The organism is Cognatilysobacter bugurensis, assembly GCF_014652095.1.
Classification (GTDB): Bacteria; Pseudomonadota; Gammaproteobacteria; order Xanthomonadales; family Xanthomonadaceae; genus Cognatilysobacter; species Cognatilysobacter bugurensis.
The window spans coordinates 170,965-196,111 of sequence record NZ_BMYD01000005.1 but is presented as its reverse complement, the minus strand read 5'-3'; the positions used below and the strand labels follow the sequence as shown (position 1 = coordinate 196,111).

At 70.4% G+C, this 25,147-nt stretch carries 21 protein-coding genes; 10 read left to right on the top strand and 11 right to left on the bottom strand.

Features of this window, described 5'->3' with window-relative positions; genetic code table 11:
- The first annotated feature begins 16 nt into the window (after positions 1 to 16).
- Complete coding sequence (locus tag IE075_RS13805; protein WP_229792535.1) at positions 17 to 559, top strand: Rid family hydrolase; 543 nt, start codon at positions 17 to 19, stop codon at positions 557 to 559.
- Positions 560 to 562: 3 nt separating this feature from the next.
- Here the strand turns inward: IE075_RS13805 and IE075_RS13800 are convergent, their stop codons facing one another.
- Positions 563 to 1,333: a ComF family protein gene (locus IE075_RS13800; RefSeq protein ID WP_189457633.1), complete on the bottom strand. Its 771-nt coding sequence runs from the start codon at positions 1,331 to 1,333 to the stop codon at positions 563 to 565.
- Between the two features lie 55 nt (positions 1,334 to 1,388).
- On the opposite strand from IE075_RS13800, the gene bioB reads away from it, so the two are divergent.
- The 5 genes from bioB to IE075_RS13775 all read left to right on the top strand — a co-directional run bounded on the left by bioB (position 1,389) and on the right by IE075_RS13775 (position 6,951).
- Positions 1,389 to 2,459 carry a biotin synthase BioB gene (bioB, locus tag IE075_RS13795; RefSeq protein WP_189457631.1) on the top strand — a complete coding sequence of 357 codons (1,071 nt, stop codon included), beginning with the start codon at positions 1,389 to 1,391 and terminating at the stop codon, positions 2,457 to 2,459.
- Positions 2,460 to 2,462: 3 nt separating this feature from the next.
- Positions 2,463 to 3,689 (top strand): 8-amino-7-oxononanoate synthase, encoded by a 1,227-nt coding sequence (gene bioF / locus IE075_RS13790; protein WP_189457629.1) that lies wholly within the window; start codon positions 2,463 to 2,465, stop codon positions 3,687 to 3,689.
- Complete coding sequence (gene bioH / locus IE075_RS13785) at positions 3,686 to 4,468, top strand: pimeloyl-ACP methyl ester esterase BioH (protein ID WP_189457627.1); 783 nt, start codon at positions 3,686 to 3,688, stop codon at positions 4,466 to 4,468. Before bioF ends, bioH begins: the two co-directional genes overlap by 4 nt.
- A 558-nt stretch (positions 4,469 to 5,026) precedes the next feature.
- Positions 5,027 to 5,941 carry a malonyl-ACP O-methyltransferase BioC gene (gene bioC / locus IE075_RS13780; protein WP_189457625.1) on the top strand — a complete coding sequence of 305 codons (915 nt, stop codon included), beginning with the start codon at positions 5,027 to 5,029 and terminating at the stop codon, positions 5,939 to 5,941.
- The gene (locus IE075_RS13775; RefSeq protein ID WP_189457623.1) at positions 5,938 to 6,951 is read left to right on the top strand and encodes a multidrug resistance efflux transporter family protein; all 1,014 of its coding nucleotides are present in this window, start codon (positions 5,938 to 5,940) and stop codon (positions 6,949 to 6,951) included. The genes bioC and IE075_RS13775 overlap by 4 nt, the downstream gene beginning before the upstream one ends.
- 20 nt (positions 6,952 to 6,971) lie before the next feature.
- On the opposite strand, the gene IE075_RS13770 is transcribed toward IE075_RS13775, so the two are convergent.
- The gene (locus IE075_RS13770; protein WP_189457621.1) at positions 6,972 to 7,970 is read right to left on the bottom strand and encodes a pyridoxal-phosphate dependent enzyme; all 999 of its coding nucleotides are present in this window, start codon (positions 7,968 to 7,970) and stop codon (positions 6,972 to 6,974) included.
- Entirely contained in the window at positions 7,970 to 8,920 is a 951-nt protein-coding gene (locus tag IE075_RS13765; RefSeq protein WP_189457619.1) for a DMT family transporter, read from the bottom strand. The genes IE075_RS13770 and IE075_RS13765 overlap by 1 nt, the downstream gene beginning before the upstream one ends.
- A gap of 207 nt (positions 8,921 to 9,127) precedes the next feature.
- Here IE075_RS13765 and IE075_RS13760 point away from each other — a divergent pair, with 207 nt between their 5' ends.
- From IE075_RS13760 to IE075_RS13750, 3 genes are all read left to right on the top strand, one after another.
- The gene (locus IE075_RS13760) at positions 9,128 to 9,679 is read left to right on the top strand and encodes a hypothetical protein (RefSeq protein ID WP_189457617.1); all 552 of its coding nucleotides are present in this window, start codon (positions 9,128 to 9,130) and stop codon (positions 9,677 to 9,679) included.
- 490 nt (positions 9,680 to 10,169) lie between these two features.
- Positions 10,170 to 12,059 (top strand): tRNA uridine-5-carboxymethylaminomethyl(34) synthesis enzyme MnmG, encoded by a 1,890-nt coding sequence (gene mnmG / locus IE075_RS13755; protein ID WP_189457615.1) that lies wholly within the window; start codon positions 10,170 to 10,172, stop codon positions 12,057 to 12,059.
- Between the two features lie 151 nt (positions 12,060 to 12,210).
- The gene (locus tag IE075_RS13750; RefSeq protein WP_189457612.1) at positions 12,211 to 13,530 is read left to right on the top strand and encodes a sialidase family protein; all 1,320 of its coding nucleotides are present in this window, start codon (positions 12,211 to 12,213) and stop codon (positions 13,528 to 13,530) included.
- A 151-nt stretch (positions 13,531 to 13,681) separates the two neighbouring features.
- On the opposite strand, the gene IE075_RS13745 is transcribed toward IE075_RS13750, so the two are convergent.
- The 4 genes from IE075_RS13745 to IE075_RS13730 form a co-directional block, all read right to left on the bottom strand.
- The gene (locus tag IE075_RS13745) at positions 13,682 to 14,200 is read right to left on the bottom strand and encodes a PA2171 family ribosome-binding persister protein (RefSeq protein ID WP_189457610.1); all 519 of its coding nucleotides are present in this window, start codon (positions 14,198 to 14,200) and stop codon (positions 13,682 to 13,684) included.
- A gap of 147 nt (positions 14,201 to 14,347) precedes the next feature.
- The gene (locus tag IE075_RS13740) at positions 14,348 to 14,554 is read right to left on the bottom strand and encodes a hypothetical protein (protein WP_189457608.1); all 207 of its coding nucleotides are present in this window, start codon (positions 14,552 to 14,554) and stop codon (positions 14,348 to 14,350) included.
- 288 nt (positions 14,555 to 14,842) lie between these two features.
- The gene (locus tag IE075_RS13735) at positions 14,843 to 15,589 is read right to left on the bottom strand and encodes a ferritin-like domain-containing protein (protein WP_189457606.1); all 747 of its coding nucleotides are present in this window, start codon (positions 15,587 to 15,589) and stop codon (positions 14,843 to 14,845) included.
- Positions 15,590 to 15,610: 21 nt separating this feature from the next.
- Positions 15,611 to 16,789: a hypothetical protein gene (locus tag IE075_RS13730; protein ID WP_189457604.1), complete on the bottom strand. Its 1,179-nt coding sequence runs from the start codon at positions 16,787 to 16,789 to the stop codon at positions 15,611 to 15,613.
- 271 nt (positions 16,790 to 17,060) lie between these two features.
- Here IE075_RS13730 and IE075_RS13725 point away from each other — a divergent pair, with 271 nt between their 5' ends.
- Positions 17,061 to 17,762 (top strand): DUF4142 domain-containing protein, encoded by a 702-nt coding sequence (locus tag IE075_RS13725; protein ID WP_189457602.1) that lies wholly within the window; start codon positions 17,061 to 17,063, stop codon positions 17,760 to 17,762.
- A 52-nt stretch (positions 17,763 to 17,814) separates the two neighbouring features.
- Here IE075_RS13725 and IE075_RS13720 read toward each other — a convergent pair whose 3' ends face one another.
- From IE075_RS13720 to IE075_RS13705, 4 genes are all read right to left on the bottom strand, one after another.
- Complete coding sequence (locus IE075_RS13720) at positions 17,815 to 18,657, bottom strand: MBL fold metallo-hydrolase (RefSeq protein WP_189457600.1); 843 nt, start codon at positions 18,655 to 18,657, stop codon at positions 17,815 to 17,817.
- A 6-nt stretch (positions 18,658 to 18,663) separates the two neighbouring features.
- Positions 18,664 to 18,861 (bottom strand): hypothetical protein, encoded by a 198-nt coding sequence (locus IE075_RS13715; RefSeq protein ID WP_189457598.1) that lies wholly within the window; start codon positions 18,859 to 18,861, stop codon positions 18,664 to 18,666.
- A gap of 77 nt (positions 18,862 to 18,938) precedes the next feature.
- The gene (locus IE075_RS13710; protein WP_189457596.1) at positions 18,939 to 23,135 is read right to left on the bottom strand and encodes a translocation/assembly module TamB domain-containing protein; all 4,197 of its coding nucleotides are present in this window, start codon (positions 23,133 to 23,135) and stop codon (positions 18,939 to 18,941) included.
- A complete protein-coding gene (locus tag IE075_RS13705) occupies positions 23,132 to 24,916 on the bottom strand; it encodes an autotransporter assembly complex protein TamA (protein ID WP_189457594.1) in 1,785 nt (594 codons plus the stop codon). Before IE075_RS13705 ends, IE075_RS13710 begins: the two co-directional genes overlap by 4 nt.
- Positions 24,917 to 25,147: the final 231 nt, after the last annotated feature.

Sequence of the window (25,147 nt, the reverse complement as noted above, 5' to 3'; positions counted from 1 at the left end):
GACCCGGAGCCGGACGATGCGCCTGTTTGCCGCAATCCCGCTGTTGCTGTGCATGTCACTCGCGCATGCGCAGAGCGCACCGCCGACACGCGAGCACTTCGCGCCGCGCGGCATGGAGCCGAGCTACCACGACTGGCACTACAGCCCGGTCGTAAAGGTCGGCGACACGGTCACGGTGTCGGGCATCCCGGCCGGGCGCGGTAAGACGTACGAAGAAAAGGTGCGGAACATGTTCGAGGCGCTCAAGGCGCATCTCGCGACGGCGGGCGCCACGCTCGCCGACGTCGTCGAGCTCACGACGTTCCATGCCGCGCCGCGCAGCAGCGAGAAGTTCCAGAAGGAGTTCGAGCGCTTCGCGCCGATCCACCACGAATATTTTCCCGACCACTATCCCGCGTGGAGCGCCGTCGGCACGACCGCGCTGCTGCAGCCGGGTGCGCCGGTCGAGATGCGCGCGGTCGCGGTGATCGGCTCGGGCGCGAGGCCGCACGCGGACATTGCAAAGCCCGCGCCGCGTCCGGCTCAAAAGCCCGAATCGCAACCGCCTGCAGGCGACTGACGCTCACGGCGCACGCGCACACACCCACGCGTCGACGCGCTGCACGCCGGCGCGCCGCAATGCGGTGGCCGCCGCGCGCAGCGTTGCGCCGGTCGTCATCACGTCGTCGACGAGCGCAACGTGCGCCGGCACTGCCGCGCCAGGACGAAGCGCGAACGCATCGCGGAGGTTGCGACGGCGTGCGTCGGCGTCGAGCCGCGACTGCGCGTCGGTCGCGCGCGTGCGCACGAGGAGGTCGCCGTCCACGCGCAGATCGAGGGCGCGGCCGAGCGGCCTGGCGAGTTCGAGCGCCTGGTCGTACCCGCGGCGGCGCAGGCGTGCTCGGTGCAGCGGCACCGGCACGAGTGCGTCGGGCCTCGGCGCGTCTGCGAGCGCCTGCGCCATGAGTTGTGACAGCAGCCGCCCGGCGGCCAGGTCCTCATGGAACTTGAAGCGCACCAGCAATCGGTCGAGCGGCGCCGCGTAGACGAACGGTGCGTGCACGGCCGCCGTCGGGGCACGGCTCGCACTGCGCTGGAGGCAGCTTCCGCATGCGGGCGCGGCGATCGGCAGCGGCAGTGCGCAGGTGCCGCAGGCGCTGCGGTTGTGCGGCAGCGCCGCGTTGCATGCGTCGCACAGATCCAGCGCCTCGCCGCCCGGCGCGTCGCAGACCAGGCAGCGGCTCGGCCAGAGCAATCGCGCCGCATCCAACCGCAACCAGAAGCGAAGTCGTGCGCGCAGCGCGGTCGACTCGGCGCCGTCAACCGGCGGAAGGGCGATTTGGTTGACAGGCATCGGCATGGTTTCCAGACTGCCGCTTCCGCCCTGCCCCGTCCGTCGGAATTCCCGCATGCCCGTTGTCAGTGAACTGCCGACCGCCGCGTCGGCGCTGCGCCACGATTGGTCGCGCGCTGAAGTGCGCGCGCTGTTCGACCTGCCGTTTCCCGAGCTGCTGCATCGCGCCGCAAGCGTGCACCGTGCGAACTTCGACCCCGCCGAGGTGCAGGTCAGCACGCTGCTGTCGATCAAGACCGGCGGCTGCCCCGAGGACTGCGGCTACTGCCCACAGGCCGCGCGCTACCACACGGGTGTCGACGCGACGAAGCTGATGTCGACCGAGGTCGTGCTCGAGAAGGCGAAGCAGGCCAAGGCCGCCGGCGCATCGCGCTTTTGCATGGGCGCGGCGTGGCGCAGCCCGAAGGATCGCGACATCCCGAAGGTCGCGGCGATGATCTCGGAAGTAAAGGCGCTCGGCCTGGAGACCTGCGCGACGCTCGGCATGCTCTCGAGTGAGCAGGCGCGTGCGCTCAAGGACGCGGGGCTCGACTACTACAACCACAACCTCGACACCGCGCCCGAGTTCTACAACGCGATCATCCACACGCGCGAGTACCAAGACCGGCTCGACACGCTGTCCCATGTACGCGACGTTGGCATGAAAACCTGCTGCGGCGGCATCGTGGGCATGGGCGAGGCGCGCGAGCAGCGCGCGGGCCTGCTGCAGACGCTCGCCAACCTGCCCGCGCATCCGGACTCGGTGCCGATCAACCGCCTCGTGCAGGTCGAGGGCACGCCGCTCGCCGGCACTGCCGAGCTCGATCCGTTCGAGTTCGTGCGCACGATTGCGGTCGCGCGCATCCTCATGCCGAAGTCGATGGTGCGACTGAGCGCGGGGCGCGAGTCGATGAGCGACGAGTTGCAGGCGCTGTGCTTCTGCGCCGGCGCGAACTCGATCTTCTACGGCGAGAAGCTGTTGACGACGGGCAACCCCGACACCGAGCGCGACATGGCGCTGTTCGCGCGCCTCGGGTTGCGGCCGATGCCGTTCGTCGAGACCAGCGGCACCGTTCACGCGGACATCGTCGAGACCGCGCCCGAGCACAGCGATGCGTGCGCGATGCGCGCGCAGGCCGGGGCCTGAGCCATGACGCGCGCGTCGTGGCGTGAGCGCATCGACACCGCGCGCGCCGCGCGCATCCAGGCCTCGCGCACGCGGGTGCGGCGCACGGTCACCCACCGCGACGGCGCGTACTGCGAGCTCGACGGCCGCCGCCTGCTGAACTTCTGCGGCAACGACTACCTCGGCCTGTCGCAGCATTTCGCGGTCGTCAACGCGTTGCAGGACGCGGCCGCGCGCGAAGGCGCGGGCGGCCTGGCATCCCACCTCGTCTGCGGCCACCACGCGCTGCACGAGCGGCTCGAAGCGGCGCTGGCGGACTGGCTCGAGGCGCCGGCCGCATTGCTGTTCGGCAGCGGCTTTCTCGCAAACCTCGCGGTCGTGCAGGCGGTGCTCGGCGACGACGGCGTGTGCGTGCAGGACCGTTTGAACCACGCCAGCCTGATCGACGCCGCGCGCGTGGCGGGCTGCAAGCTGCGCCGTTATCCACACAACGACGCCGAAGGCGCGCTGCGCCAGCTCAAATCCGAACCCGACGCGTGCGCGCTGCTCGCGACCGACGGCGTGTTCAGCATGGACGGCGATGTCGCCCCGCTGCGCGAACTCGCGCTCGTCACCCGCGTGCAGCGCGCGCTGCTCTACGTCGACGAGGCGCACGGCGTCGGCGTGTGCGGCCCGGACGGGCGGGGCAGCGTGGCCGAGGCCGGCCTCACCACCGCGCAGGTGCCGTTGCGGCTGGTGACGCTCGGCAAGGCGCTCGGCGGCGTCGGTGCGGCGGTCGTCGGCGATGCGGATCTCATCGCGCACCTGGCCGAGACCGCGCGCCCGTATCTGTACACCACGGCGATGCCACCCGCGCAGGCCGCCTCGTCGTTGGCGGCGGTCGGCCTTGCGCGTCGGGAGCACTGGCGGCGCGAGAAGCTCGCCGAGCTCGTCGCGCGCTTCCGCTCACGGGCTGCGCTCCACGACCTCGAACTGCTGCCTTCCGACACGCCGATCCAGCCGGTGCTGTGCGGTGAAGACGCGCGTGCACTCGCGATGGCGTCGTCAGTCGAACGCGCGGGCTACTGGGTTGCGGCGATCCGCCCGCCGACCGTGCCCGAAGGCCGCGCGCGGCTGCGCGTGACGCTGTCCGCGCTGCATTCGGCGCGCGATGTCGACGGTCTCGTCGATGCACTCGCGAAGGCGCGCGATCTGAGCGCGGGCTCCGGCAGCGGCCCCGCCGTCGCGGGCCGCGACGCGGTGCCGGCGTGATCGTCGAGACGATCGGCCGCGGGCCGGCGCTCGGGCTCATCCACGGCTGGGCGATGCATGGCGGCCTGTTCGCCCCGCTGGTCGAACGCCTGCGCGATCGCTTCACCCTGCACCTCGTCGACCTGCCCGGCCATGGCCACGCACGCGACGACGCACGCGCGCTCGATCCGGCCACGCTCGCGCGCGAGCTCGTCGAGCGCGTGCCCGATGCGGTGTGGCTCGGCTGGTCGCTCGGCGGCCAGATCGCGCTGCGCGCCGCGCTCGATCACCCGCAGCGCGTGCGCGGCGCGGTCCTCGTCGCGTCCTCGCCACGGTTCGTGCGCGGCGAAGACTGGCCGCACGGCGTGAGCCCGACGCTGTTCTCCGATTTCGGCGATGCGCTGCAGCGCGATTTCCGCGGCACACTCGAAGGGTTTCTCGCGCTCGAGGCGCTCGGCTCGGAAAGCGCGCAGGCCGAGTTGCGCGAACTGCGCACGCAGGCGTTCGCGCGTGGCGAACCCGCGCCGCACGCGCTGCTCGAGGGCCTGAAGCTGCTCGATGCGTTCGACGTCCGCGATGCGTTGCCGCGCCTGCAGGTGCCGACACTGTGGCTGTCCGGTCGCCGCGACCGCCTCGTGCCTGCGGGCGCGATGCCGGCTGCGGCGGCGCTCGCGCCGAGCGCGCGCAGTGTCGTGATCGCGGGTGCCGGCCACGCACCGTTCCTCGGCGCGGCGGATGCGGTCGCCGACGAGATCGTGCGGTTCATGGACGAGGTGTCGAGCGCGTCGACCACGGCATGAGGCGGATCGGCGCACGCGGCGCGAATGCGCATGCAGGCCGGCTCGAAGTGATGCTCCGTGCGAACGACAGTCGGCGCGTCACCGCACTCATTCCGCGGCTCCAGCGCACCGGCCATCGCGTACCACGCTCGACCACGAGACTGCCGCGGACCCGGACAGCACCACATCGCCCCGATCAAAACGCTCCGACACAGCTCTCGTCTTACTGCCTGAGCAAAAACATCAACAAAGCAGAACATCGGCCCGCGTTGTTTGAGGCCGTTGAACCTCCAAGCCCCAACGGCCTGTGCTTTAAAGCACGCTAGACCCAAAGGGCGCTCGACAGGACGTCGAGCGTTTTTCGAAGGGACAAGGATGTCCCTTCGAAAAATCCCGTCGCCGGCACAAGTTGAAACGTGAGGTTTGTCGGGGAAGGCCGTTTCTTTTGGTTACTTTTCTTTGGGCCAGCAAAGAAAAGTAACCCGCCGCAAGGCGGAAGCACTTGCCGTTGCGGACACGCGGCAGCGCAAGCAGATGCATGACGCAAACCCTGTCGCACAACCAAGATTACGCAGCCCCGTGAGCCCCCTCTTCGACCCCCGCCAGATCCGCCGCGCGTTCTCGCGCGCCGCCGCGCACTACGACGATGCCGCCGCACTGCAGCGGGAGGTCGGCGCGCGGCTTGCCGAGTCGCTCGAGTACTACGACGATCCCGCCCACCACACGACCCCGCCGCAGCGCGCGATCGACGTCGGCTGCGGCACCGGCGCGCTCGCGCTCGCGATGCAGGGCCGCTGGCCGAAGGCACAGGTGCTGGGCTTCGACCTCGCGCCGGGCATGGTGCGCGAAGCAAACGCGCGCTTCGGCACGCGCGCGCACCTGCTCGATTTCAAACGCCGACCGCAGGCACTCGTCGCCGACGCGCGCGCGTTGCCGCTGCCGGACGCGAGCGTCGACGTGCTCGTCTCGAATCTTGCGCTGCAGTGGATCGAAGAGCTGCCGACGGTGTTCGCCGGCTTTCGCCGCGTGCTGCGGCCGGGCGGGCTCATGCTGCTGTCCACGTTCGGGCCCGACACGCTGTGGGAGCTGCGCGAGGCGTTCGCCCATGCCGACGACGCGCCGCACGTGAGCGCGTTCGCGCCGATGGCGCAGTTCGGCGACGCACTCATCGCGGCCGGCTTCAAGGATCCGGTGCTCGATCGGGACACGTTCGTACTCGGCCATCCGGACCTCGCCGCGCTGATGCGCGAACTGCGCGCGCTCGGCGCGACGAATGCGCTCGACTCGCGCCGTCGCAGCCTCACCGGTCGCGCACGCTTCGCCCGTGCGTCGCAGGCCTACGAGCCAATGCGCGATGCGAACGGCCTGCTGCCGGCGACGTGGGAAGTGGTCTACGCGCACGCCTGGGCGCCCCCGCCGGGTGCTCCGATCCGCGTCGGCGGCGTCGATGAGGTGCGCCTGCCCGCATCGAACATCCCGGTGCGCCGGCGTTGAACGCGCCGCCGGCGGCCACGTCGCGCGCCACCGCGCTGGTCGCAGTCGGCATCGCGCTGGTGTCGGCGCTGTTTTTCACCTGCACCTACGTGCTCAACCGCGCGGCGGCCGTCGACGGCGGGCACTGGGCGTGGATCGCGTCGCTGCGTTACCTGATCACGCTGCCGCTGCTGTGGTTGCTGTTGCGCACGCAAGGCGCGTCACCGGTGTGGCGGGCGTTGCGCGCGTCGCCGGGGCCGTGGCTCGCCTGGAGCGGCATCGGCTTCGTGCTGTTCTACGTGTGCCTGAGCGCGGCGGCCGCAAGCGGGCCGTCGTGGCTGATTGCAGGCACGTTCCAGCTCACGGTGGTGGCCGGCATGCTCTGCGCGCCGTTCCTGTATCCGCGCGGCGACGTCCGCGCGCGCGTGCCGATGCCGGCGCTGCTCGCGGGCGCGGTCGTGATCGCGGGCATTGCGCTCATGCAGGCCGGCGAAGCCGACGGAGCGCTGGATGCGCAGGCGTGGCTCGCGGTCGCGCTCGTCGCGGTCAGCGCATTCGCGTACCCGCTCGGCAACCGCGGCCTGCTGCTGCATCTCGAACGCGTGGGCGTCGAGCTGGACGCCACGCAGCGCGTGTTCGGCATGACGCTCGCGAGCCAGCCGCTGTGGCTCGCGATCGCGGCATTCGCCTGGTGGCGCGCGGGGCCGCCCGGCGTCGAGCAGGTGGCGCTCGCCGGCGGCGTTGCGCTCGGTGCGGGTGTGATCGCGACGGTTCTGTTCTTCCGTGCGACCGGCCTCGTGCGGCGCGACCCGACCGCGCTCGCGGCGGCCGAGGCGATGCAGGCCGCGGAGATCTTGTTCGCAACGCTGATCGGCGCGTTGTGGCTCGGCGAAGCGTGGCCGCGCGGCATCGCGCTGATCGGCGCGGGCGTGGTGATCGTCGGGATCGTGCTGTTCAGCGCGGCGGCGGCGCACGCGACGTCCGGCAAGCCACGCGTGCTGCGGGCCCGGCGCGGCGATCGCGGCGCCTAGCCGGCACTGCGCTGGACGGCTCAGCGCGCCAGCGCGTACATCCCCGGCAGCGCGTCGAGATCGACGTTGCCGCCGGAGAGGATCACCCCGACGCGGCGGCCGGCAAACCGCTGGCGCTCGCGCAGGATGACCGCGAGCGGCACCGCGGCCGAGGGCTCGACGACGAGCTTGAGCCGCTCCCAGATCAACCGCATCGCGCGCACGATCTCGGCCTCGCTTGCAAGATCGATGCGGGCGCAGTGCGCCTTGAGGATCGGGAACGTCAGCGTGCCGAGCTGCGCGCGCAGGCCGTCGCAGATCGTGTCGGGCGTCATGTCGGTGACGCGCTCGCCGCGTGCGAGCGAGGCATGCGCATCGGCGGCCTGTTCGGGCTCGGCGCCGATGACGTCGATCGACGCATCGAGGCCGTGCGCAGCGATGGCCGTGCCCGACAGCAGACCGCCGCCGGACACCGGCGCGATGAGCGCATCGATCCCGCGCACGTCGTGCAGCAGTTCGAGCGCGGCCGTGCCTTGGCCGGCGATCACGCGCGCGTCGTTATACGGATGCACGAGCTCGCCACCGGTTTCGGCGAGCACGCGCGCGGACGTCGCATCGCGCGCGGCGAGCGTGGGCTCGCACGACACCAGCGTCGCGCCGAAGTCGCGGATCGCATCGAGCTTGATGCGCGGCGTGTTCGAAGGTGCGACGACGTGGGCCGGAATGCCGCGCAGCCGGCACGCGAGCGCGATCGCGGCGCCGTGGTTGCCCGAGCTCTGCGTGACGACGCCGCGCGCCGCGGTTTCGTCGTCGAGGCCGAACACCGCGTTCGCCGCGCCGCGGAACTTGAACGCGCCGATGCGCTGCAGCGGCTCGGCCTTGAAATGCAGCTCGCAGCCGGCGATCGCGTCGAGGCTGCGCGAGTGCAGCACCGGAGTCACGCGCGCATGCGGCGCGATGCGCGCGGCAGCAGCGAGGATGTCGTCGAAGCCGGGCGCGCCGGCAACGTCGGGGAATGAGTTCGTGGGGCGCTGGGTCATCAGCCGATCCTACCCCGACGACCAAGCAGGCTGACCGCGGCCGAACCGGCGACCGCGAGCCCGGCCCCGACCCAACCGAACGTGCCGATGCGCTCGGGCGCGAGCCACGCCGGCCACAGCGCGTGCACGACGCTGACCGCGCCGATGCACAGCAGCGGCGTCGTCGCGAGCACCGCGGACACGCGCGAGGCCTCCCAGTGCGCGAGCGCTTCGGCGAAGGCGCCGTACGCGACCACGGTGTTGAGCGCGCAGTACAGCAGCAGCCACGCGTGCGTCGAATCGAGCGTGAGCAGCGCGGACGGCGTGGCGAACGGCCACAGCGCGAGTGCGGCGAGCGCATAGATCGCGCACAGCACCTGCATCGAACTCAACCGCATGAGCAATTGTTTTTGCGCGAGCGCGTAGACCGCCCACACGAGCGCGGCGAGCACGATCAGCGATGAGCCCAGCACATAGCTGCCCGGCGTGCGCGCCTCGAGGATCATGGCCTGAGCGAGTTGGTCGTGGAAGAACAGCGCGAGACCGCCGACGAGCACGGCCAGTCCGATCCACTGCGCGGCGCGGAACGATTCGCCGAACACGAAGATGCCGCCGAGCGCCATCAGCAGCGGCGCAAGCTGGATCAGCAGCTGCGCGTTGCCCGGAGAGGTGTGCTGCACGCCGAGCAGGTAGAACACGTAGTTGCCGAGCAGCATGAGCCCGGCGACGAGCAGCAGCGTCGCGCCGCGTCGGCCGAGCGCGCGGTAGCCGCCCAGCTTGCCGCGCGCCGCGAGCCAGGCGCCGGTGATCAGCGCGGCCACGAGGAAACGGAACCACGTCAGCGTGATCGGATCGAGCGCGTCGAGCACGAGCTTGAGCGCGATCGGCAAGGTCGCCCAGCACGCGGCGGTCGCCAGGCTCAGCAGCAGGCCGAACCGCCACCGACCCGAGGCTTGGTGCAGTGACGTCATCGCGGCGCTCGCGGAACAGGGCCGCGCATGCTGGCACCGCCCGGCAGGGGCGACAACGGCGCGACGTGGCGTTTGGGCCGAATGCGATGCGCATCGCGCTCACGCTTGACTGAACGGCTCAGCTGAGGTTAGGGCATGCCTGAAAAGTTAAGCGCGAGTTCAATCCGCCAAGCAGAAGCTGCAAACGTACCGTTCGGGGACTCACCCATGCTGCGCAAACTGCTGCTTCCGCTCGCTGCCGTCGCCCTCGCCGGCGGTTGCGCGACGATGTCCGACTACCAGTACCGCAACGGCGGCACCGGTGGCGATTACTACTACGGCCGGCCCGGTGTCGATTACCGGCATCACGGCGGTCCGTATGGCCACTACCCGTACGGACCGTCGGTCCGCTTCGGCACTTGGAGCCGCTACGGCCATCCGTACTACGGCAACCCGTACTACGGCTATTACGGTCACCCTTATTACGGCTATCCGTATTACGGCGGCGTGCCGTACCGGCCGCCGGTGGTCATCGTGCAGCCGCGTCCGGACGGCGGCCATGTCGACCGCGACGACAACGATCGTCGTCCGCCGTGGCGCGACCTCAACGCGCGCCGCCGCATGGCCGTGCCCGACAGCGGCGATTCGATGCGCGCGCCCGAGCCGATCCGCCCGACGCGATCGATCGGCGATGGCGGTGACCGGGGTGGCTCGCGGATGGAGCAGATGATCCGTCGTGGCCGTGAGGGCGGAAGCGCGAACACCGAAGTCGAACCGTGATCACACTCCCGGCTTGCGCAAGCAATCGCTTGCCAAGCCACCGGCGCGGGTAGCAAGCTAGCGCCCCTGACCGGCTGCGTCGCTTTTCGACCTTGCCGGCCTGCTGCCTGACCCGCCTGCGCCTATGCCGGTGTCCGGTGAGACCCGCGGATCCCCCCTGTTCCGTTTCTCCCCGGCACCGGCGCCTCGGCTGCGCTGCGCGCAGACAAAAAAAGGGGTCGAATGTCCCCCGACATTCGACCCCCCGGCTTCCCCCGCGAGCGCTTGGCCAGCCCCTGTTCCAATTCCGGCCGGCGCTGAGCGCCTGCCCCGCTGGGTGCCACTGAAGATGTCGCAGGAAGCGTGCCAACTTTGGCCGCCGTCTCAGGCGATGTTGCTGAACTAGTTCATCCCCGGCACGGCGCACGCGCGTTTGCGTGCGTGACCCACCCGCATGTCGGGCCTCCGACGCGCGGCCTACAATCCGCGTCCGATCGCGAGACCACCCGCCATGAGCGACTCTTTCTACCGCTACGACGTCATCGTCGTCGGCGGCGGCCATGCCGGCACCGAAGCCGCGCTCGCCGCCGCGCGCACGGGCGCGCGCACGCTTTTGCTGACGCACAACATCGAGACCGTCGGGGCGATGAGCTGCAACCCGGCGATCGGCGGCATCGGCAAAGGACACCTCGTCAAGGAAATCGATGCACTCGGCGGCGTCATGGCGCGCGCCGCCGATGCCGCGGGCATCCAGTGGCGCCGCCTCAACGCGAGCAAGGGCCCGGCCGTGCGCGCGACGCGCTGCCAGGCCGACCGATCGCTGTACCGCGCGTTCGTACGTCGCGCGGTCGAGGCGCAGTCGAACCTCACGCTGTTCCAGTCCGCGGTCGACGACATCGAATTCGATGCGGGCCGCGTCACGTCCGTACTCACCCAGACCGGGCTGCGCTTCCACGCGCCGGCCGTTGTGCTCACCGCCGGCACGTTCCTCGCGGGCAAGGTGCACATCGGCCCAACGACGTTCGCGGCCGGCCGCGCGGGCGACCCGCCCGCGGTCGCGCTGGCGCAGCGCCTGCGCGAAGGCCCGTTCGTGATCGACCGCCTCAAGACCGGCACGCCACCGCGCATCGACGGCCGCACGCTGGACTACGCTCAGATGGACGAGCAGCCCGGCGACGACCCGCGCCCGGTGTTCTCGTTCATGGGCTCGCACGCCGACCACCCGCGTCAGGTGTCGTGCTGGATCACCCACACGACCGAGCGCACGCACGAGATCATCCGCGCCGCGCTCGACCGCAGCCCGCTGTACACCGGCCAGATCGAGGGCATCGGCCCGCGCTATTGCCCGTCGATCGAGGACAAGGTCGTGCGGTTTGCCGAGAAGGCGAGCCACCAGATCTTCGTCGAACCCGAAGGCCTCGACGTTACCGAGATCTACCCGAACGGCATCAGCACCTCGTTGCCGTTCGACGTGCAGCTCGAGCTCGTGCGTTCGATCCGCGGCTTCGAGCGCGCGCACATCATGCGCGCCGGCTATGCGATCGAATACGACTTCTTCGACCCGCGCGGGCTCAAGACCACGCTCGAGACGAAGGCGATCGAAGGCCTGTTCTTCGCGGGCCAGATCAACGGCACGACCGGCTACGAGGAAGCCGCGGCGCAGGGCCTGCTCGCGGGCGTCAACGCGGCGCGCTTCGTGCGCGGCGAGGACGGCTGGAGCCCGCGCCGCGACGAGGCGTATCTGGGCGTGCTCGTCGATGACCTGATCACCCACGGCACCAGCGAGCCGTACCGCATGTTCACGTCGCGCGCCGAGTACCGGTTGCAGCTGCGCGAGGACAACGCGGACCTGCGACTGACGCCCGCCGGCCGCACGCTCGGACTCGTCGATGACGCGCGTTTTGCGGCGTTCGAGGCCAAGCGCGAGGCAATCGAATGCGAGCGCGCGCGCCTGGCAGCCGTGTGGGCCGCGCCGAACAACGCGCTCGGCCGCGCGATCGCCGACACGCTGGGCATCGAGATCACGCGCGAGACCAGCGCACGCGACCTGCTCAAGCGACCCGAACTCGACTACGCCAAGCTCATGCAGATCGAGGCGCTGGCTCCGGGCGTCGACGACGCGGCGGTCGCCGAACAGGTCGAGATCGGCGTCAAGTACGCGGGGTATCTGGACCGGCAGCGCGAGGAGATCGAACGCGCGCGCCGGCACGAGGACACGGCGATTCCGTCGGACTTTGCGTATGCCCAGGTGCACGGGCTGTCGGCCGAGGTGCAGCAGAAGCTCGAGCGCGTGCGGCCGCAGACGGTCGGGCAGGCGCAGCGCATCCCGGGCATGACGCCGGCCGCGATCTCGCTGCTGCTCGTGCACATCACGCGACTGCGGCGCAGCCGGGTCGCCTGACCGAACCGCGGCGGCCGCGGCTGCGTCGGCCCGAGCGCACAGCCTGCTCGATCTCGCCGATGCCTTCCCCGCTCCCGGCGAGCGCCGCGGCGCCCTGGCCGCGCCGACGCGACGTGACGGTTGCGCCACGGCGTTCGGGTAACGTGCGCGCATGCACCTGAAAAACCCGTTCCTCGCCGCCGCCCTCGTCGCTTGCGTGCTCAGCGGGTGCGAACGCGGCGCTCCGTCCACCGGCACCGCTGCTCCCGCCGCGCGCGTCGAGCCCGCACTGCCTGCTGACATCGCGCTCGTCGCGAGCAAATGGACCTTGCCCGCGCCGCCCGGCGCCGCGCAGCCCGACCTTGTGCGCGCGCCCGATGGCAGCCTGCTGTTGTCGTGGCTCGAGCGCGAAGGCGATGCACACGCGCTGAAATTCGCGCGCTGGCGCGACGGTGCGTGGACCGCGCCGCAGCTCATCGCACGCGGGACGCGCTGGTTCGTGAACTGGGCCGACACCCCGCACGTCGCCCAGACCGCAGACGGCGCGCTGTGGGCGCACTGGCTCGAAAAAACCGCCGACGCGCCTTACGCCTACGACGTGGTGCTGGTGCGCTCGGCTGACGGCGGCGCCACCTGGTCCGCGCCGGTGCGCGTCAACGACGACGGCACACCGACCGAGCACGGCTTCGTCTCGCTGTGGCCGGCTGCGCACGACACGCTCGGCATCGCCTGGCTCGACGGCCGCCGCACGGCCGGTGCGGGCGGACACGAGGCGCACGCGGGCCACGGCACGGGCGCGATGACGCTGCGCAGTGCGCGGTTCGATGCAGCGCTTGCCCGGACGCAGGAGCGCGAGCTCGACCTGTCGACCTGCGACTGCTGCCAGACCGATGTCGCGGTCGCCGCCACCGGGCCGGTGCTTGCGTACCGCGACCGCACGGCCGATGAGATCCGCGATATCCGCATCGCCGCGCTCGACGACACCTTCCAGCCGCACCTCGTGCATGCCGACAACTGGCGGATGCCGGCCTGTCCGGTCAATGGCCCATCAATCGACGCGAACGCGCGCGACGTCCTCGTGGGCTGGTACACCGCCACCGGCGACACCCCGACGCTGCGGTTTGCCCGCTCCAGCGACGGCGGTGCGACGTTCGGCGCGCCGGTGACGCCCGAGCGCGACCCCGGCGTACTGGGCCGTGTCGATGTGGCTCTGGGCGACACGGCCGCCTGGCTGCTGTGGCTGCGCGAGGACGACCGGGTGCAGACGCTGCACCTCGCGCGGTACGGGCACGAACCGACCGCAACGCCGCAGCGCATCGTGCTTGCCAGCCTGCAAGGTCGCGGTCGTGGCACCGGGTTTCCGCGGCTCGTGCGCGATGGCGACGGGATGCGCGCGGTGTGGACGGACCTGGTGGACGGTGAAGCGCGCTTGGAAGGCGCGGTAGTCTCGACGTCGACCGTGACCCCGCCATCGGCCGTCGCTGCCCGCTGACGGCTGACGGCTCCTGCCCGGAGTCCGACGCCCACCGCCGTTCAGTGGGCCGACCGCCGCTGCGACACGCTGCGCGCTTGGACCGCGCACAAACGAACACGGCCGCCACCAGAAGGCAGCGGCCGCGTCGCGGGGCCGGAACGCGGTTGGATCAGTGCAGGTTGCGCGGCATCTGCATCGACGGCTTCTGCTGCTTGAGCTGCTGGATCAGCGGCATGCCGCCTTCAAGCAGCTCCAGCTTGCGCTCTTGCATGCGCTCGCCGAGCTCCTGCAGCTGCGCCTTGTCGAGCACCTTGCGCGCCTGCGGAAACAGTTCCGTTTCTTCTTCTTCGATGTGGTGCTCGACGAGTTCCTTGAGCACCTTCGCGCGGCCCGAGAACTGGTCGGATGTCACTTCGGTCTTGAGCAGATCCGGCAGCACGAGATCGCTGACGGCGCGGTGCTCCTCGAGCGCTTCGAAGAACATCTCCTGCTCTTGCTTCTTGCCCGCGTCTCGGAACGCCGGGTAGAAAATCTCTTCTTCGATCTTGGCGTGCACCTCGATCTCGGTCTGGATCTTTTCGAGCAATTGCGTGCGCGTCTTCTCTGCGCGGCTCGTGCTCTCGCTGAGCTGGGTGAGCAGATCACGGACCTTCTCGTGGTCGGATTTAAGCAGTTGGATGGCGTCCATTTTTTGATTCCTGGCGATGGCTGGGACCCGATGCACACGTTCGCAGCGGCCATGTGATTGCGGCGTGCTGCGTTTGCGGCTGCGCGGGGGCGCATACGAGAACGCCCCCGCCGAAGCGGGGGCGCTGAAGCGGCACATCAATTGTGCTTACCGGTTGCTCTTCGACGAGCTGTCGCCACGGGACATATCGTTGCCCGAAACCTCATTGCCGCCGCGCGAACCGGTCGAGCTATCGCCTTGACCGCGCGCTTGGCCCTGCATGGACTCGTTGCGCTGACCCTGCAGATTCTGCTGGCTCTGGCCGCTTACGTTGCTCTTGTTCTTGTTCTGGTCACGATCATTGTTGTTGTTCATTGCGTACTCCTTTCTTCTTCACGAACGGTGCGCCAACGGCAGCACCGGAGCGCCAGTGAGGCGCTTTCTTGGCTCCGCCCTATGCGGGCCCGGCTTGCTCTTTCTAATTTGTTGAGTCCATAAGACCACGAACACGGTTACCGGCCCGTGGACCCACGCCTTGAAATTTCATTAATTCCTAACATATAGCCGAACGCGTTCACCTTTGGGTCATTGGGAGGCGACGGCATCGCATGTCGTCTACGAGCAACGCGCGGCGCTCTGGCTGCGCATGCGATAGATGGAGTTTTAAGACGATTTCGGCTCGGGCTCGCCAAACGCGCGTTCATTGACCGCCGCGGCCAGCCACCCCCGCACGCGCTCTTCGTGCTCGAGCTCGCGCGCGTACGCGCGACTGAATTCACTGGCCAGGTCGTCGTGGCCAAACCCGTCGACGAGGCTGACCAGCAATTCCCAAGACACGGTGTCGATGCGCTCGGCCGCAAGCAGTGTTTGCAGTCCCTGCGCGGTCGTCGTGCGCGGGTCAGTCATCGCCTGCAACAGGCCCAGGCCCTGCACGCCGGTCACGTCCGCGCACGGCGTCTGCGTCGTCGGGTCGCCTCCGAGCCGCTCGATGGCATCGCTCAGCAGCGCGAAGTGCGCGGCCTCGTCGTCACGGATCTCGCGCAGCGCCTGGATCGTGAGTCCCGGCGGAAGGTCGGGCGCGTCGACGATCTTGTCGAGCATCGCTTCGTACAGCCGCACGCCCGCGCGCTCGTACGCGAGGCGCTCACCGAGCTTGTCGAGCAGCACATGCATGCGGTTGCCGCTCAGCGCCTCCTTCGCCGCGCCGAACACACCCTTGAGCGAGGCCGGCGGCGGAACAGAGCCGACGGGCTCGGCGTCTTCGCGGTACGCGCGTCGCAGCGCATGCACGTCGATGGCCGGCGCGGGCACGTCGTCCTGCAGGTCGAACTGTTCGAGCAGTTCGTCGGCGATCAGCGGCGAGGCCTTGAGGCCGGTGCGGTTCAGGCCCATCGAAATCTTGTCTTGCATGGTCGGATCCTCAATGCGGGCTCAGGCGTGGCCGATCTGGTTGACGCGCGTGGACAGCTCGGTGCCGGGGCGCCAGCGGTATCCGGCGGCGACGGCTTCGGTCGGCGAGCCCTGCGAATTCATGTGCTCGCGGTAATCGATCGACGCCTGGCTTTCCTCGTCGAGCGGCACATAGTCCGGCCCGTTCGCGCGCAGGTCCACCTCACCGGACAGCACCTCGCGCACGAAGTCGCGCTGCGAATCGAACGGGATCGGATCGGGCAGCTTCTCGGGCAGGATCTCCATCGGATCGCGCCGCTCGTGCTGCTTGAACAGCTCCATTACGTAGGCGACGTGGCCCAGCTCGTAATCGAGGAAGCGTTCCCACATCGCACGGATGCGCGGGTTCTTTTCCTGCTGGGCGCAGCCGAAGTAGTTGTAGGCTTCGGTGACCTCGTGCATGAGCCACTGCTCCATCCACGTCTGCGTCGGATCGATGATCGACTCGTACTGCGTGGTGTGCTGCTCCTCGATCGAGGCGATCTCCGCGTACAGCAGGCGCGCGACAGGGTCGCTGAAGAGCGGCCCGATGTTCATGTAGTAATTGTGAGTCTGCTGCTCGGCCGCCATGATCGTCAGCGCGTGCAGCTTGCTCAGCGGATGCGCGGTCTTGGCATCCATCGGACGGCGCAGGTCGTCCTCGGGCGCGCGGTGCTCGACGACGGTCGGGCGGCCCGGAAGGATGTCGGTGTAGCACTGCAGGATGTTGTTCGCATCCTTGCCCTCGAGCCGGTCGAGCATGGCGCTGTAGCGGTACAGATGGTCGAAGTCCTCGAGCAAGCCGAAGCGGTAGGTTTGCGCGAGGTATGGGTCCGGCTCGCGCTGCGCGACCGCGGCGGTGATCTCGATTGCGACCTGCTCGTAGGCAATGGTGGTCTCGAGCGGAGAGTGGTCGGCGCCGAGCAGCCAGTTGATCGTGGTGGCCTGGTGCTGCTCGACGCGGCGCAGCTTGGCGAGCGGCTCGCGCAACGCAAGGTTCATGCGCGCGGCACCGTGCGAGAAGCGGTTCGCCTCGAACTCGATGCCATTCATGAGGATGATGCGCACGCGGGTAAACGCGTCATCGTCGAGCTTGCTGATCGGCGTTTGCACCAGGTCGCGCCACGTAAAACGCTGGCGGTCGAGTGGGCAGCCTTTGATGTCGGTGAGGCTCAGGGCCATGGACGTCTCCGAAGGGCGGTGGTCGGCCGCGGCAACCCGCGGATGACGCACAGCCGAAGCACACGGCATGCCATGTCGGGCGCGGGCTTCTGCAGACGGATCACAGCCTTCGATCGGCGCGCGAAACCTCCGTGTCGCGTGCAAGTTTTGCCAGCGGCGTCAGCCCTTGCAGCTCGACCGCACGCCCGCGGCTTTCACGGTGCGTACGCAACCGCGTGACCTAGCGTGCTGCGATTCGCGCGCGAGCGCTTTTGCAGTGGAGACCCAAGCAATGAACCAGAAGACTTCTTTCCTGACCGTCGCGGCCTTGTCGCTTGCGATCCTGACGGCGTGCGGCAACGAGCGCGAGGGCGAGAACAACGCCGTCGGCGACGAGGAGATCGTCGCGCCCGCAGAAAACGCGAACGCGATGGTCGATGATCCGACCGCCACGGCAACCGAGAACGATCCGCTGCTCGCGGAAGGCGCACCGGCGCCCGCAGCGACCGTCGTGGAAGGCGACGCGCTCGGGATGGTGATCGTCGTCGACGAGCATGAGATCGCAGCGGCTGAACAGGCGCGTTCGAAGAAGGTCAGCGCGCCTTCGATGGCGTACGCGGACATGATGATCAAGGAGCACACCGCGAACATCGAGAAGGCGCGTGCGCTCGAAGGCAGCGCGAACGTGAAGATCGGCACGGGCCCGCAGGTCGCGACGCTGCGCACGGAGTCGGAGAACGCGCGTAACCGTCTGGCGGCGATGGAAGGCCAGGATTACGAGCGCGCGTACATCGAGGAAATGGTCAACGGCCACCAGAAGACGCTGGCGATGCTCGATACGCAGCTGATCCCGGGTGCGCAGAACGAAGGCGTCCGCACGTTCCTCACGCAGACACGTGAAGCGGTCGCCAAGCACCTCGAAGCGGCCCGTCAGCTGCAGACGCAGCTCGGCGGCGCGGCGAACGCCGCAGCGACTCCGCCGGCGCAGTCCTAAGCCGATCGGCGGCGACCGGGATGCCCGGTCGCCGCAGCGGACGGCCGGCGCCTCAGTGCCGGCCGCGCCGTGCGTCGCGGGCGCGCTCGAACTCGACCGCGTCGTGTGCGCTCACGATGCGCACGTCCTTGCCGTGGTGGGTCGCAAGCTCACGGAGGCGCGTCTGGTTGAGCAGGCGCGAGCGGCGGTCGACCTCCATGAAGCGCTGGTAGAAGCTCAGGCCCGGCGTGCAATGCGGCGCCTCACCGGTGTGCTCGCCCTGCGGCATCTCTCCGCGGAAGAAATACGCATCACCGGCGTGCAACAGCCAGCCCGAGCCGTCCTGGACCGCCACGCCGCAGTGGCCGTAGGTGTGCCCCACGAGCGGCACCATGAGGATCTCCGGCGGCAGTCCTTCGAGTTCGCGCACGCAGCGAAAACCGAACCACGGCTCGCCGTGCGCGATGTAGGTCTTCCACTGGATCGCCTGGTCCCATTGCAGCGGCCGATAGCGTCGCCGTGCCAGCCATGAGCGGCGATGCGTCGCAGCGTTGAGTTCCTCCGCGTACACGTGCACCTGCGCGTACGGAAAGTCTTCGATTCCGCCGGCGTGGTCGAAGTCCAGATGCGTGATCACGATGTGGCGCACGTCGTTTGCGGCGTAGCCGAGCGCCTTGATCTGCGCGAGCGCGGTCTCGGCCAGGTGCAGGCGCGGGCGGACGAGCGAGCGCAGCGCACGGCTCAGCCGCGGCTGCGGGTGCTCGACGTCCTTGACGCCGAGGCCGGTGTCGACGAGCACGAGGCCCGATTCGGTTTCGATGAGCAGGCAATGGCAGACGAGCGTGCCGTCGCGCGCGTCCATGAGCCGGCCGCCGAGCGGGCACATCGTGCCGCAGTTGAGATGGTGGATGCGCATCGCGGCTTACAGGTGCGGCGGCGCGGGCGTGCGCGGCGGTTGAAGTTCCTCGTGGCGCGCGCGGTCGTTCAGCGGGTTTGCGTGGCCGGGGTTCGGCGGCGTGTGGTCGCCGCCCTGCTCGGGCTGATTGGCCCAGTCGAGCGGCTTGCGCAGCTCGCCGCGCGAGGTGTCGTCAGAATCGTCGTTCGGGACGATCTTGCTCATGGGGAGGCTCCGCATCGGGGGGCCCCATGGCAGCATCGCGCGCGCGCACAGGCAGTGAAGCGTGCCGCGAGCGTGGGTCAGCGTTCGATGCGGTAATTCACCGACGCGCGGTTTTCGACCGAACTCGATTCGATCTCGAGCAGGAAGCCGAGGCCGATGAGGTACTTGAGCAAGAGCACCTGACCGGTGCCGAGCAGGGACACGCCGTAGCCGATGTAAAGCTTGGGGGACAGGTGCTTGCCGATGCCGAACACGCTGCCGCCGAGCGTGCGCGTCTGCAGCGTGCCGGCGTCGTCGAGGCCGATGCGCGCGCCGAGCTGCGAGGCGAGCAGGCTGCCGCCGGCCGACAGCGCGGCGTCGGCCGCGTTGAGCCGCTCACCCTCGTCGCCGGTCACGGTGGACAGCGGGCGGCCGAGCGCGAGATACGAAAGTGCCTCGGACTGCGAACCGCCTTCGCTCGACCACACCGATGCGCGCGGCGCCGAAGCGCGACCGCGCACGTCGACACCGGCGGTGACGTCGCCGATTTCGCGCTCGGCGCGAATATCGAGAATCGGATCGTTGACCGGACCGCCCGACCACTGCAGCTGCCCGCGCGTAATCGTCAGGCGCTGGCCGTATGCGGCGTAGCGGCCGTCGACCTCAAGCTGGCCGCGCGCGGTCATGTCCTTGCCGGGCGCGGTCTGCACGCGCAGCTGGCCGTCGAGGCCGCCCGCTAGGCCGAAGCCGTTGAGTTCGACGTCCTCACCGAGCACCAGCGTGAGGTCGAGCACGACCGGCGTCGCAAGCTCGTTGGTCTCGCCGTCGATCGGGTCGAGCACGACGACGTCGGACGACGCCTTGACGCCGCGGTCGAGCCGCTCGAGGTTGATCTCCGCGCGCGGCACGCGGACGGTGCCGGTCACGGTGATCGGATCGGCGAGCGGCACGGTCACGCGCACGTTCGGCTCGATGATCGCTTCGAGCTCGCGCGTGTCCGCCGCGAGCACGTTGTCGCCGGTGACCTGCAGCACCAGCGGCGCGGCGCCCGAGGCGAGGCCGAGGCGACCGTCGACGCGCAGCACGCCCTCGCCCGATTGCACGCGACCGGTGATCAGGGCGCTGCCGTCGGGCTGCGCGTTGAGCCGCGCCTGCCCGTTTTCGAGCGTGAGCCCGAGCGCGGGCACGTCGGTGCTGAAGCTCGACAACTGCGCCTGGCCGCCGATCCGTGGGTTCGCGCGCGTGCCGCCGAACGTGAGCGCGCCGCTGATGCGCCCGCGCGGGTCGACGATGTCGGGCGACAGCAGCTCCATCCACGTGAGTTCGTTCACGTCGATGTTGAGCGCACCGTCGAGCGGTGACGTGGCATCCCAGCCGGTCGCCAGGCGCGCGGTGACGCGGCCGCCGCCGGAGAGCGCGGTCGACAGCGTGCCGGTGAGGCGCTCGGGCGTGAACGCGGCCTCGAGCGCGAGGTTGTCGTAGCCGATGAGCTCGGGGCGGGTGCCGTCGCCGAGGCCGACGCCGCCGTCTTGTGAGCGCAGCGTCGCCTGGCCGCGCCAGCCGTTGCCGACGGGGCGGAGCTGCGCATCGAGCGCGAGGTCGCCGCGCAGCTGCCACGAGCGGTCGTCGCGCTGCGGCAGGTAGGGCTCGAGCAGCGCGAGCGACAGGCCCTGTCCGTCGATGTCGACGCCGCGGCGCGGCCAGTCCGCGTTCGCGCACAGCGCGCCTGCGCCGTCGATGGCCGCCAGGCACGTGCGTTCGAGCACGACGGTGCCGCCGCCGAAACGGAACGACGCGGGCTCGCGCAGCGCCCACGCGCCGCCGGGTTCGGGGTCGAGGCGCAGCGCGGCGAGCGTGCCGGCCCAAGTCTGCGCGGTGCGGCGCAGGCGGCCTTCGAGCGCGAGCTCGCCGGCCTCACCGCTCGCGGTCGCCTCGAGCGAGAGCGCCTCGACGGCGCCGCGCGCCTGCACGTTGAAGGTGTCGAGTGGCAGGCCGGCCTGCAGACCGCGCGCACGTACATCGAGCGAACCCGCCGGCGCACTCGCGTCCCATGGCAACCGGCCCTGTGCGCTCAGCGACTGCGCCTGCAGCGCGCCGATCGCGATGTCGCGGCCTTCGAGATCCGCGGCAATGCTCGGCGCGGTGCGCGGACCGCTGAGCTGCAACGTGCCGCGCAACACGCCCTCGGCGTCCGGCAGCAGATCCGCGAGTTGCAGCGGCGCGAGGCGCGCATCGATGTCGAGCGTGCGGCCGATCGTGCCTTCCGCGTCGATCACGCTGTTGCCGATGCGCACGTCGACATCGCCGCGGTAGCGCGCTGGCGCGGTGCCGCCGAGGCCTTCGATCGCGACGCGGGCGTCGCCGCCGAGCGCGCGCCCGCGCAGGGTGCCGCCGAGGCGTTCGACGTCCACCGCGATGTCGAGCGGCTGCGGCGCGCCGGGCGGGGCGTCCTGTGCACGGCCGCGCGTGGCGAGCCGCGCATCGACGGCGCCGTCCCAGCCGTCGAGCACGAGCGAGGGGTCGACGTCGTCGAGTGTGGCCTCCGCATTCCACTGCAGGCGCGGCTCGAGCGCGAACGTGCCGTCGAGCGCCAGCGAGCCATCGCCCAGCGCGAGCGCGGCCTCGGCCTCGCCCTGCCAGCCGCGCATCGCAAACGCGGCCTCGCCGCCGAGCGCGCGACCGCGCAGGCGGCCGCCGAGCTCGCGGACCGCGGCGGTCGCATCAAAGCCGCCGGTGTCGAGCGCGCGGCCTTGAGAGGTGATCAGGCCTCGCACCGCGCCGTCCCAGGCGGGCGCGAAGTAGCCGGGGTCGAACCCGGCGAGCTGCGCGCGCAGGTCCCACTGCAGCTGCGGGGCCCAGGCGAGCGAGCCGGCGACGTCGAGCGTGCCGGTCGGCATGTCGACGCGCAGCGTGGTCAGTTGCAGGCGCTGCTCGGCACCGCGGCCGGCCAGGCGCAGCGTCGCGTTCTCGCCGTCGCGCGCCAGCTTCGCGGTGCCGTCGACCGCCCACGCGGCCTGCGTGCCAGTGAGGTCGAAGCGCGCGCTCGCCGCCACTGCGGGGCCGGTGTCGCCGCCCCACTCCAGCCCCTCGGCGCGCACCGCGTAGTTGAGCTCGCGCCCGCCGGGCTCGCCGGCGTCGCCGAAGTCGCCGCGCCCGCGCACGGTCACGGTGCCGCCGAACACGTCGACGATGAGCGGATCGAACGCGAGCACCTGCTCGGCGATCGTGATCTCCGAGGGTCGCAGGCGGGCGGTCAGCGCACCCTGTTCGAGCTCGCCCTGCGCCTGCATCGTGCCGCCCACGCCCTCGGCGCGCAGCCGCAGCGACATCAGCGTTTCGCTCGCCACGTCGGCGCCGGCGAGCAGCGCGGTGTCGAGCGCGTCGGCGTCCACGCGCAGCTGCCAGCGCGCGCGCTCGGTGTCGGCTTCGTCGTCGTCGCCCGGGCGCGGGGGCGCGCGCAGCGTGAGCGTGGCGCGCACCGGGCCGGGCGCGGCGCCTGCGACCGCCGCGTCGAGATGGCTGAGATCGCCCCGGGCGACGAGGCCCAGCCGCATCGGCGTGCGGCGCTCGGGGTGTGGAATCACCGCGCTTGCGGTGAGGTCCATGCGGTACTGCTCGGCCGGCACGTAATCGCCGTGCACCGCAAACCGGCCGCGGTCGCTGTCGATGACCACGTGCTCCAGGTGCAGCCGGCCGGAACTCGCCGTGATACCGCCGCGCATGCGGTCGATCGCAATGACCGGCTCGCCCGCGCGCACGACGCGCAGGTTGTCGACGCGGATGTCGTCGGCCTGGATCGCGATCGGCGGCTCGATCTGCGGCAGGATCTCGGGCCAGCGCGGCAGTTCGAACGGCTCGTCGCTCTGCGGGAGCACGAGCAGCGCGTCTTCGACCGCGAGCGCATCGAGGCGCAGGCGCCGGCCGATCAGCGGCCCGAGCGCGGGATCGAGCATCACGCGCTCGGCCGCGAAGCGCACGTCGCCGAACTCGAACTTCACGTCGTGCAGCGTGAGCGGGCCCGACGCCGGGCCTTCGGCCGCACGCCACTCGAGGGTCGCCCCCTCCGGCAGCCGCGCCTGGATCTGCGCGAGCAGCAGGTCACGCCCGCCGATCGTGGTGAGCAGCCAGAACGCAAACGCCGCCAGCGCGAGCGTCACCAGGCCGGCGACGAGGCTGCTGCGGATCGCAAGCTTCTTCGTACGCGCATGGCGCTTTGCGCGCAGCTCGGCGATGCGCGCTTCGCGTTCTTCAGGCGAGAGGCCGTCTGGATCGTGCTTCGCGTCGGGCAGCGTCACAGCTCGGCTCCGAGGCTCAGGTAGAGCTGGAACGAGGAGTCGGGGTCATCGAGCCCGCGCGCGATGTCCACGCGCACCGGTCCGACCGGCGAGCGCCAACGCGCGCCGATGCCGACGCCGGTGCGCCAATCGGGTGAATCGTTGAACGCGCTGCCGCTGTCGACGAACACCGCCGCGCCCCATTGTTCGGTGAAGTAGCGCTCGTACTCGACGCTGCCGGTGACGACGTTGCGCGCGCCGATTGCGTACTGGCGCCCTTCCGGGCCGATGCGCGGGCCGACCTCGCGAAACGCGTATCCGCGGATGCTGCGGTCGCCGCCGGCATGGAAGCGGATGCTCGGTGCGAGCGATCCGACGGGATCTTCGATCAGCGTGCGGCCGAGCTCACCGCGCAGGATCAGACGGCTGCGCAGGTCGAGCTCGCGATACCAGCGCGCGGTCGTGTGCACCTGCGCGAACGTCGCGTCCGAGCCCACGCCCTCGACGCCGCCGCGCAGCATCAGCGTCGCGCCGATGCCGTTGCGCGGCTCGAGGCGGCTGTCGGCGTCGATGTATTCGGCGCGGATCGACGGAAACGTGAATGTCGCATAGCGGTAATCGACGAATGCATCGTCGGCATCGACGTCTTCGACCGTGTACGCCCAGCGTTCGCGCAGCGCATGTGCGGCGACGGTTGCGGTGAGGAACTCGTTGAGTTCGCCGCTGCGGCTGGCGACGAACTCGATGCGGCGGCTGTCGAGGTAATCGGTCTGCTCGTCCGCGACCTGAGCACTGAACGTGTACCAGCCCTCGAACCACGCGAACGCCGGGATGCGGTAGCGCAACGTGAGCGCCTTGCGCCGCTGCAGGTAGTCGAGCTGCGCGAGCGCCTTGTGGCCGCGCATGTTGACGTAACGCCGCTCCGCGCCGAGCGACACACCGCCGCCGCTGTCGGTGCCGTAGCTGAGGCCCGCGGTGTACACGCTGCGCTTGGCCGGCGTGAGCAGCACCGTCACTGGCACGTCGTTGCCGACCGCGTCCTCGGGCCGCACCTGGATGTCGATGCTGGAGAAGTAATCCAGCCGCACCAGCGCCTCGCGCAGTCGATCGAGCCGGCGCTGGTGGTAGTACGTGCCCGGCTCCCAGTACACGAGCCGCTCGAGCAGCGATTCGTAGACGACCGGCTCCGGCTTCTGCACAAAATCGATCTCGCCGAGGTCGTAGCGCTGACCGCTGTTCCACACGAGGTCGATGTCCGCGGCCTGCTCGGCGCGCGTGACCTCGACGCGGCGCTGCTCGAAGTCCGCGTCGAAATACCCGCGCTCGGCGAGGCGCCTGCTGATCTGCGCCTTGCTCGACTCGTAGACGGGGTGCTCGAACACCTCGCCCTGGGACGGCTCGAATTCGGCGAGCTCCTCGCGCAGGTAGCGATCGTCGCGGCCGTCGCCTTCGATCGCCACCGTCGTCTTGCGCACGCGCACCGGGTCGCCCGGATCGACGCTGACGGTGTACGCCGCCGCGCCGTCGGCGCCGCTGCGGGTGATGCGCACGGTCGGCGAGTAGTACCCGAACGGCTCCAGAGCCCCGCGGGTCTCCTCCTCGATCTCGCCGGCGAGGTACTCGAGCCGGCGCTCGGACACCTCCTCGTCGATCGCGTCGACGACCGACAGCGACTGCCGGACGTTCTCGGTCATCGCCTCGTCGAGGCCCTGCACGTCGACGCGCGTGATGCGGGCGGCCTGGGCGGCGCCGGCAACGGCGAGGAGCACGGCGGCGATCAGACAGGCGGGAAGGCGCGGCATCGCGGCAGCATACGCAGGCGATGTCGACGTTCGATTAAGGCCGCGCTGCAGGGCGGGGTCTGCGCCGCCCGCGCCCGGACGGGCGCCGGGCCATCGGCCGGCGGGTCTGGACGCAGCGCGCAGCGCGGGCCGGACCGGGGCGCCTGCAAGTTGCGCGGCGCCTGCTGCCGCCACACGCCCCGCGGAGCGTCGGCGTCCGCGCGGCACACGGCCGCGCACGAGGTAACGACC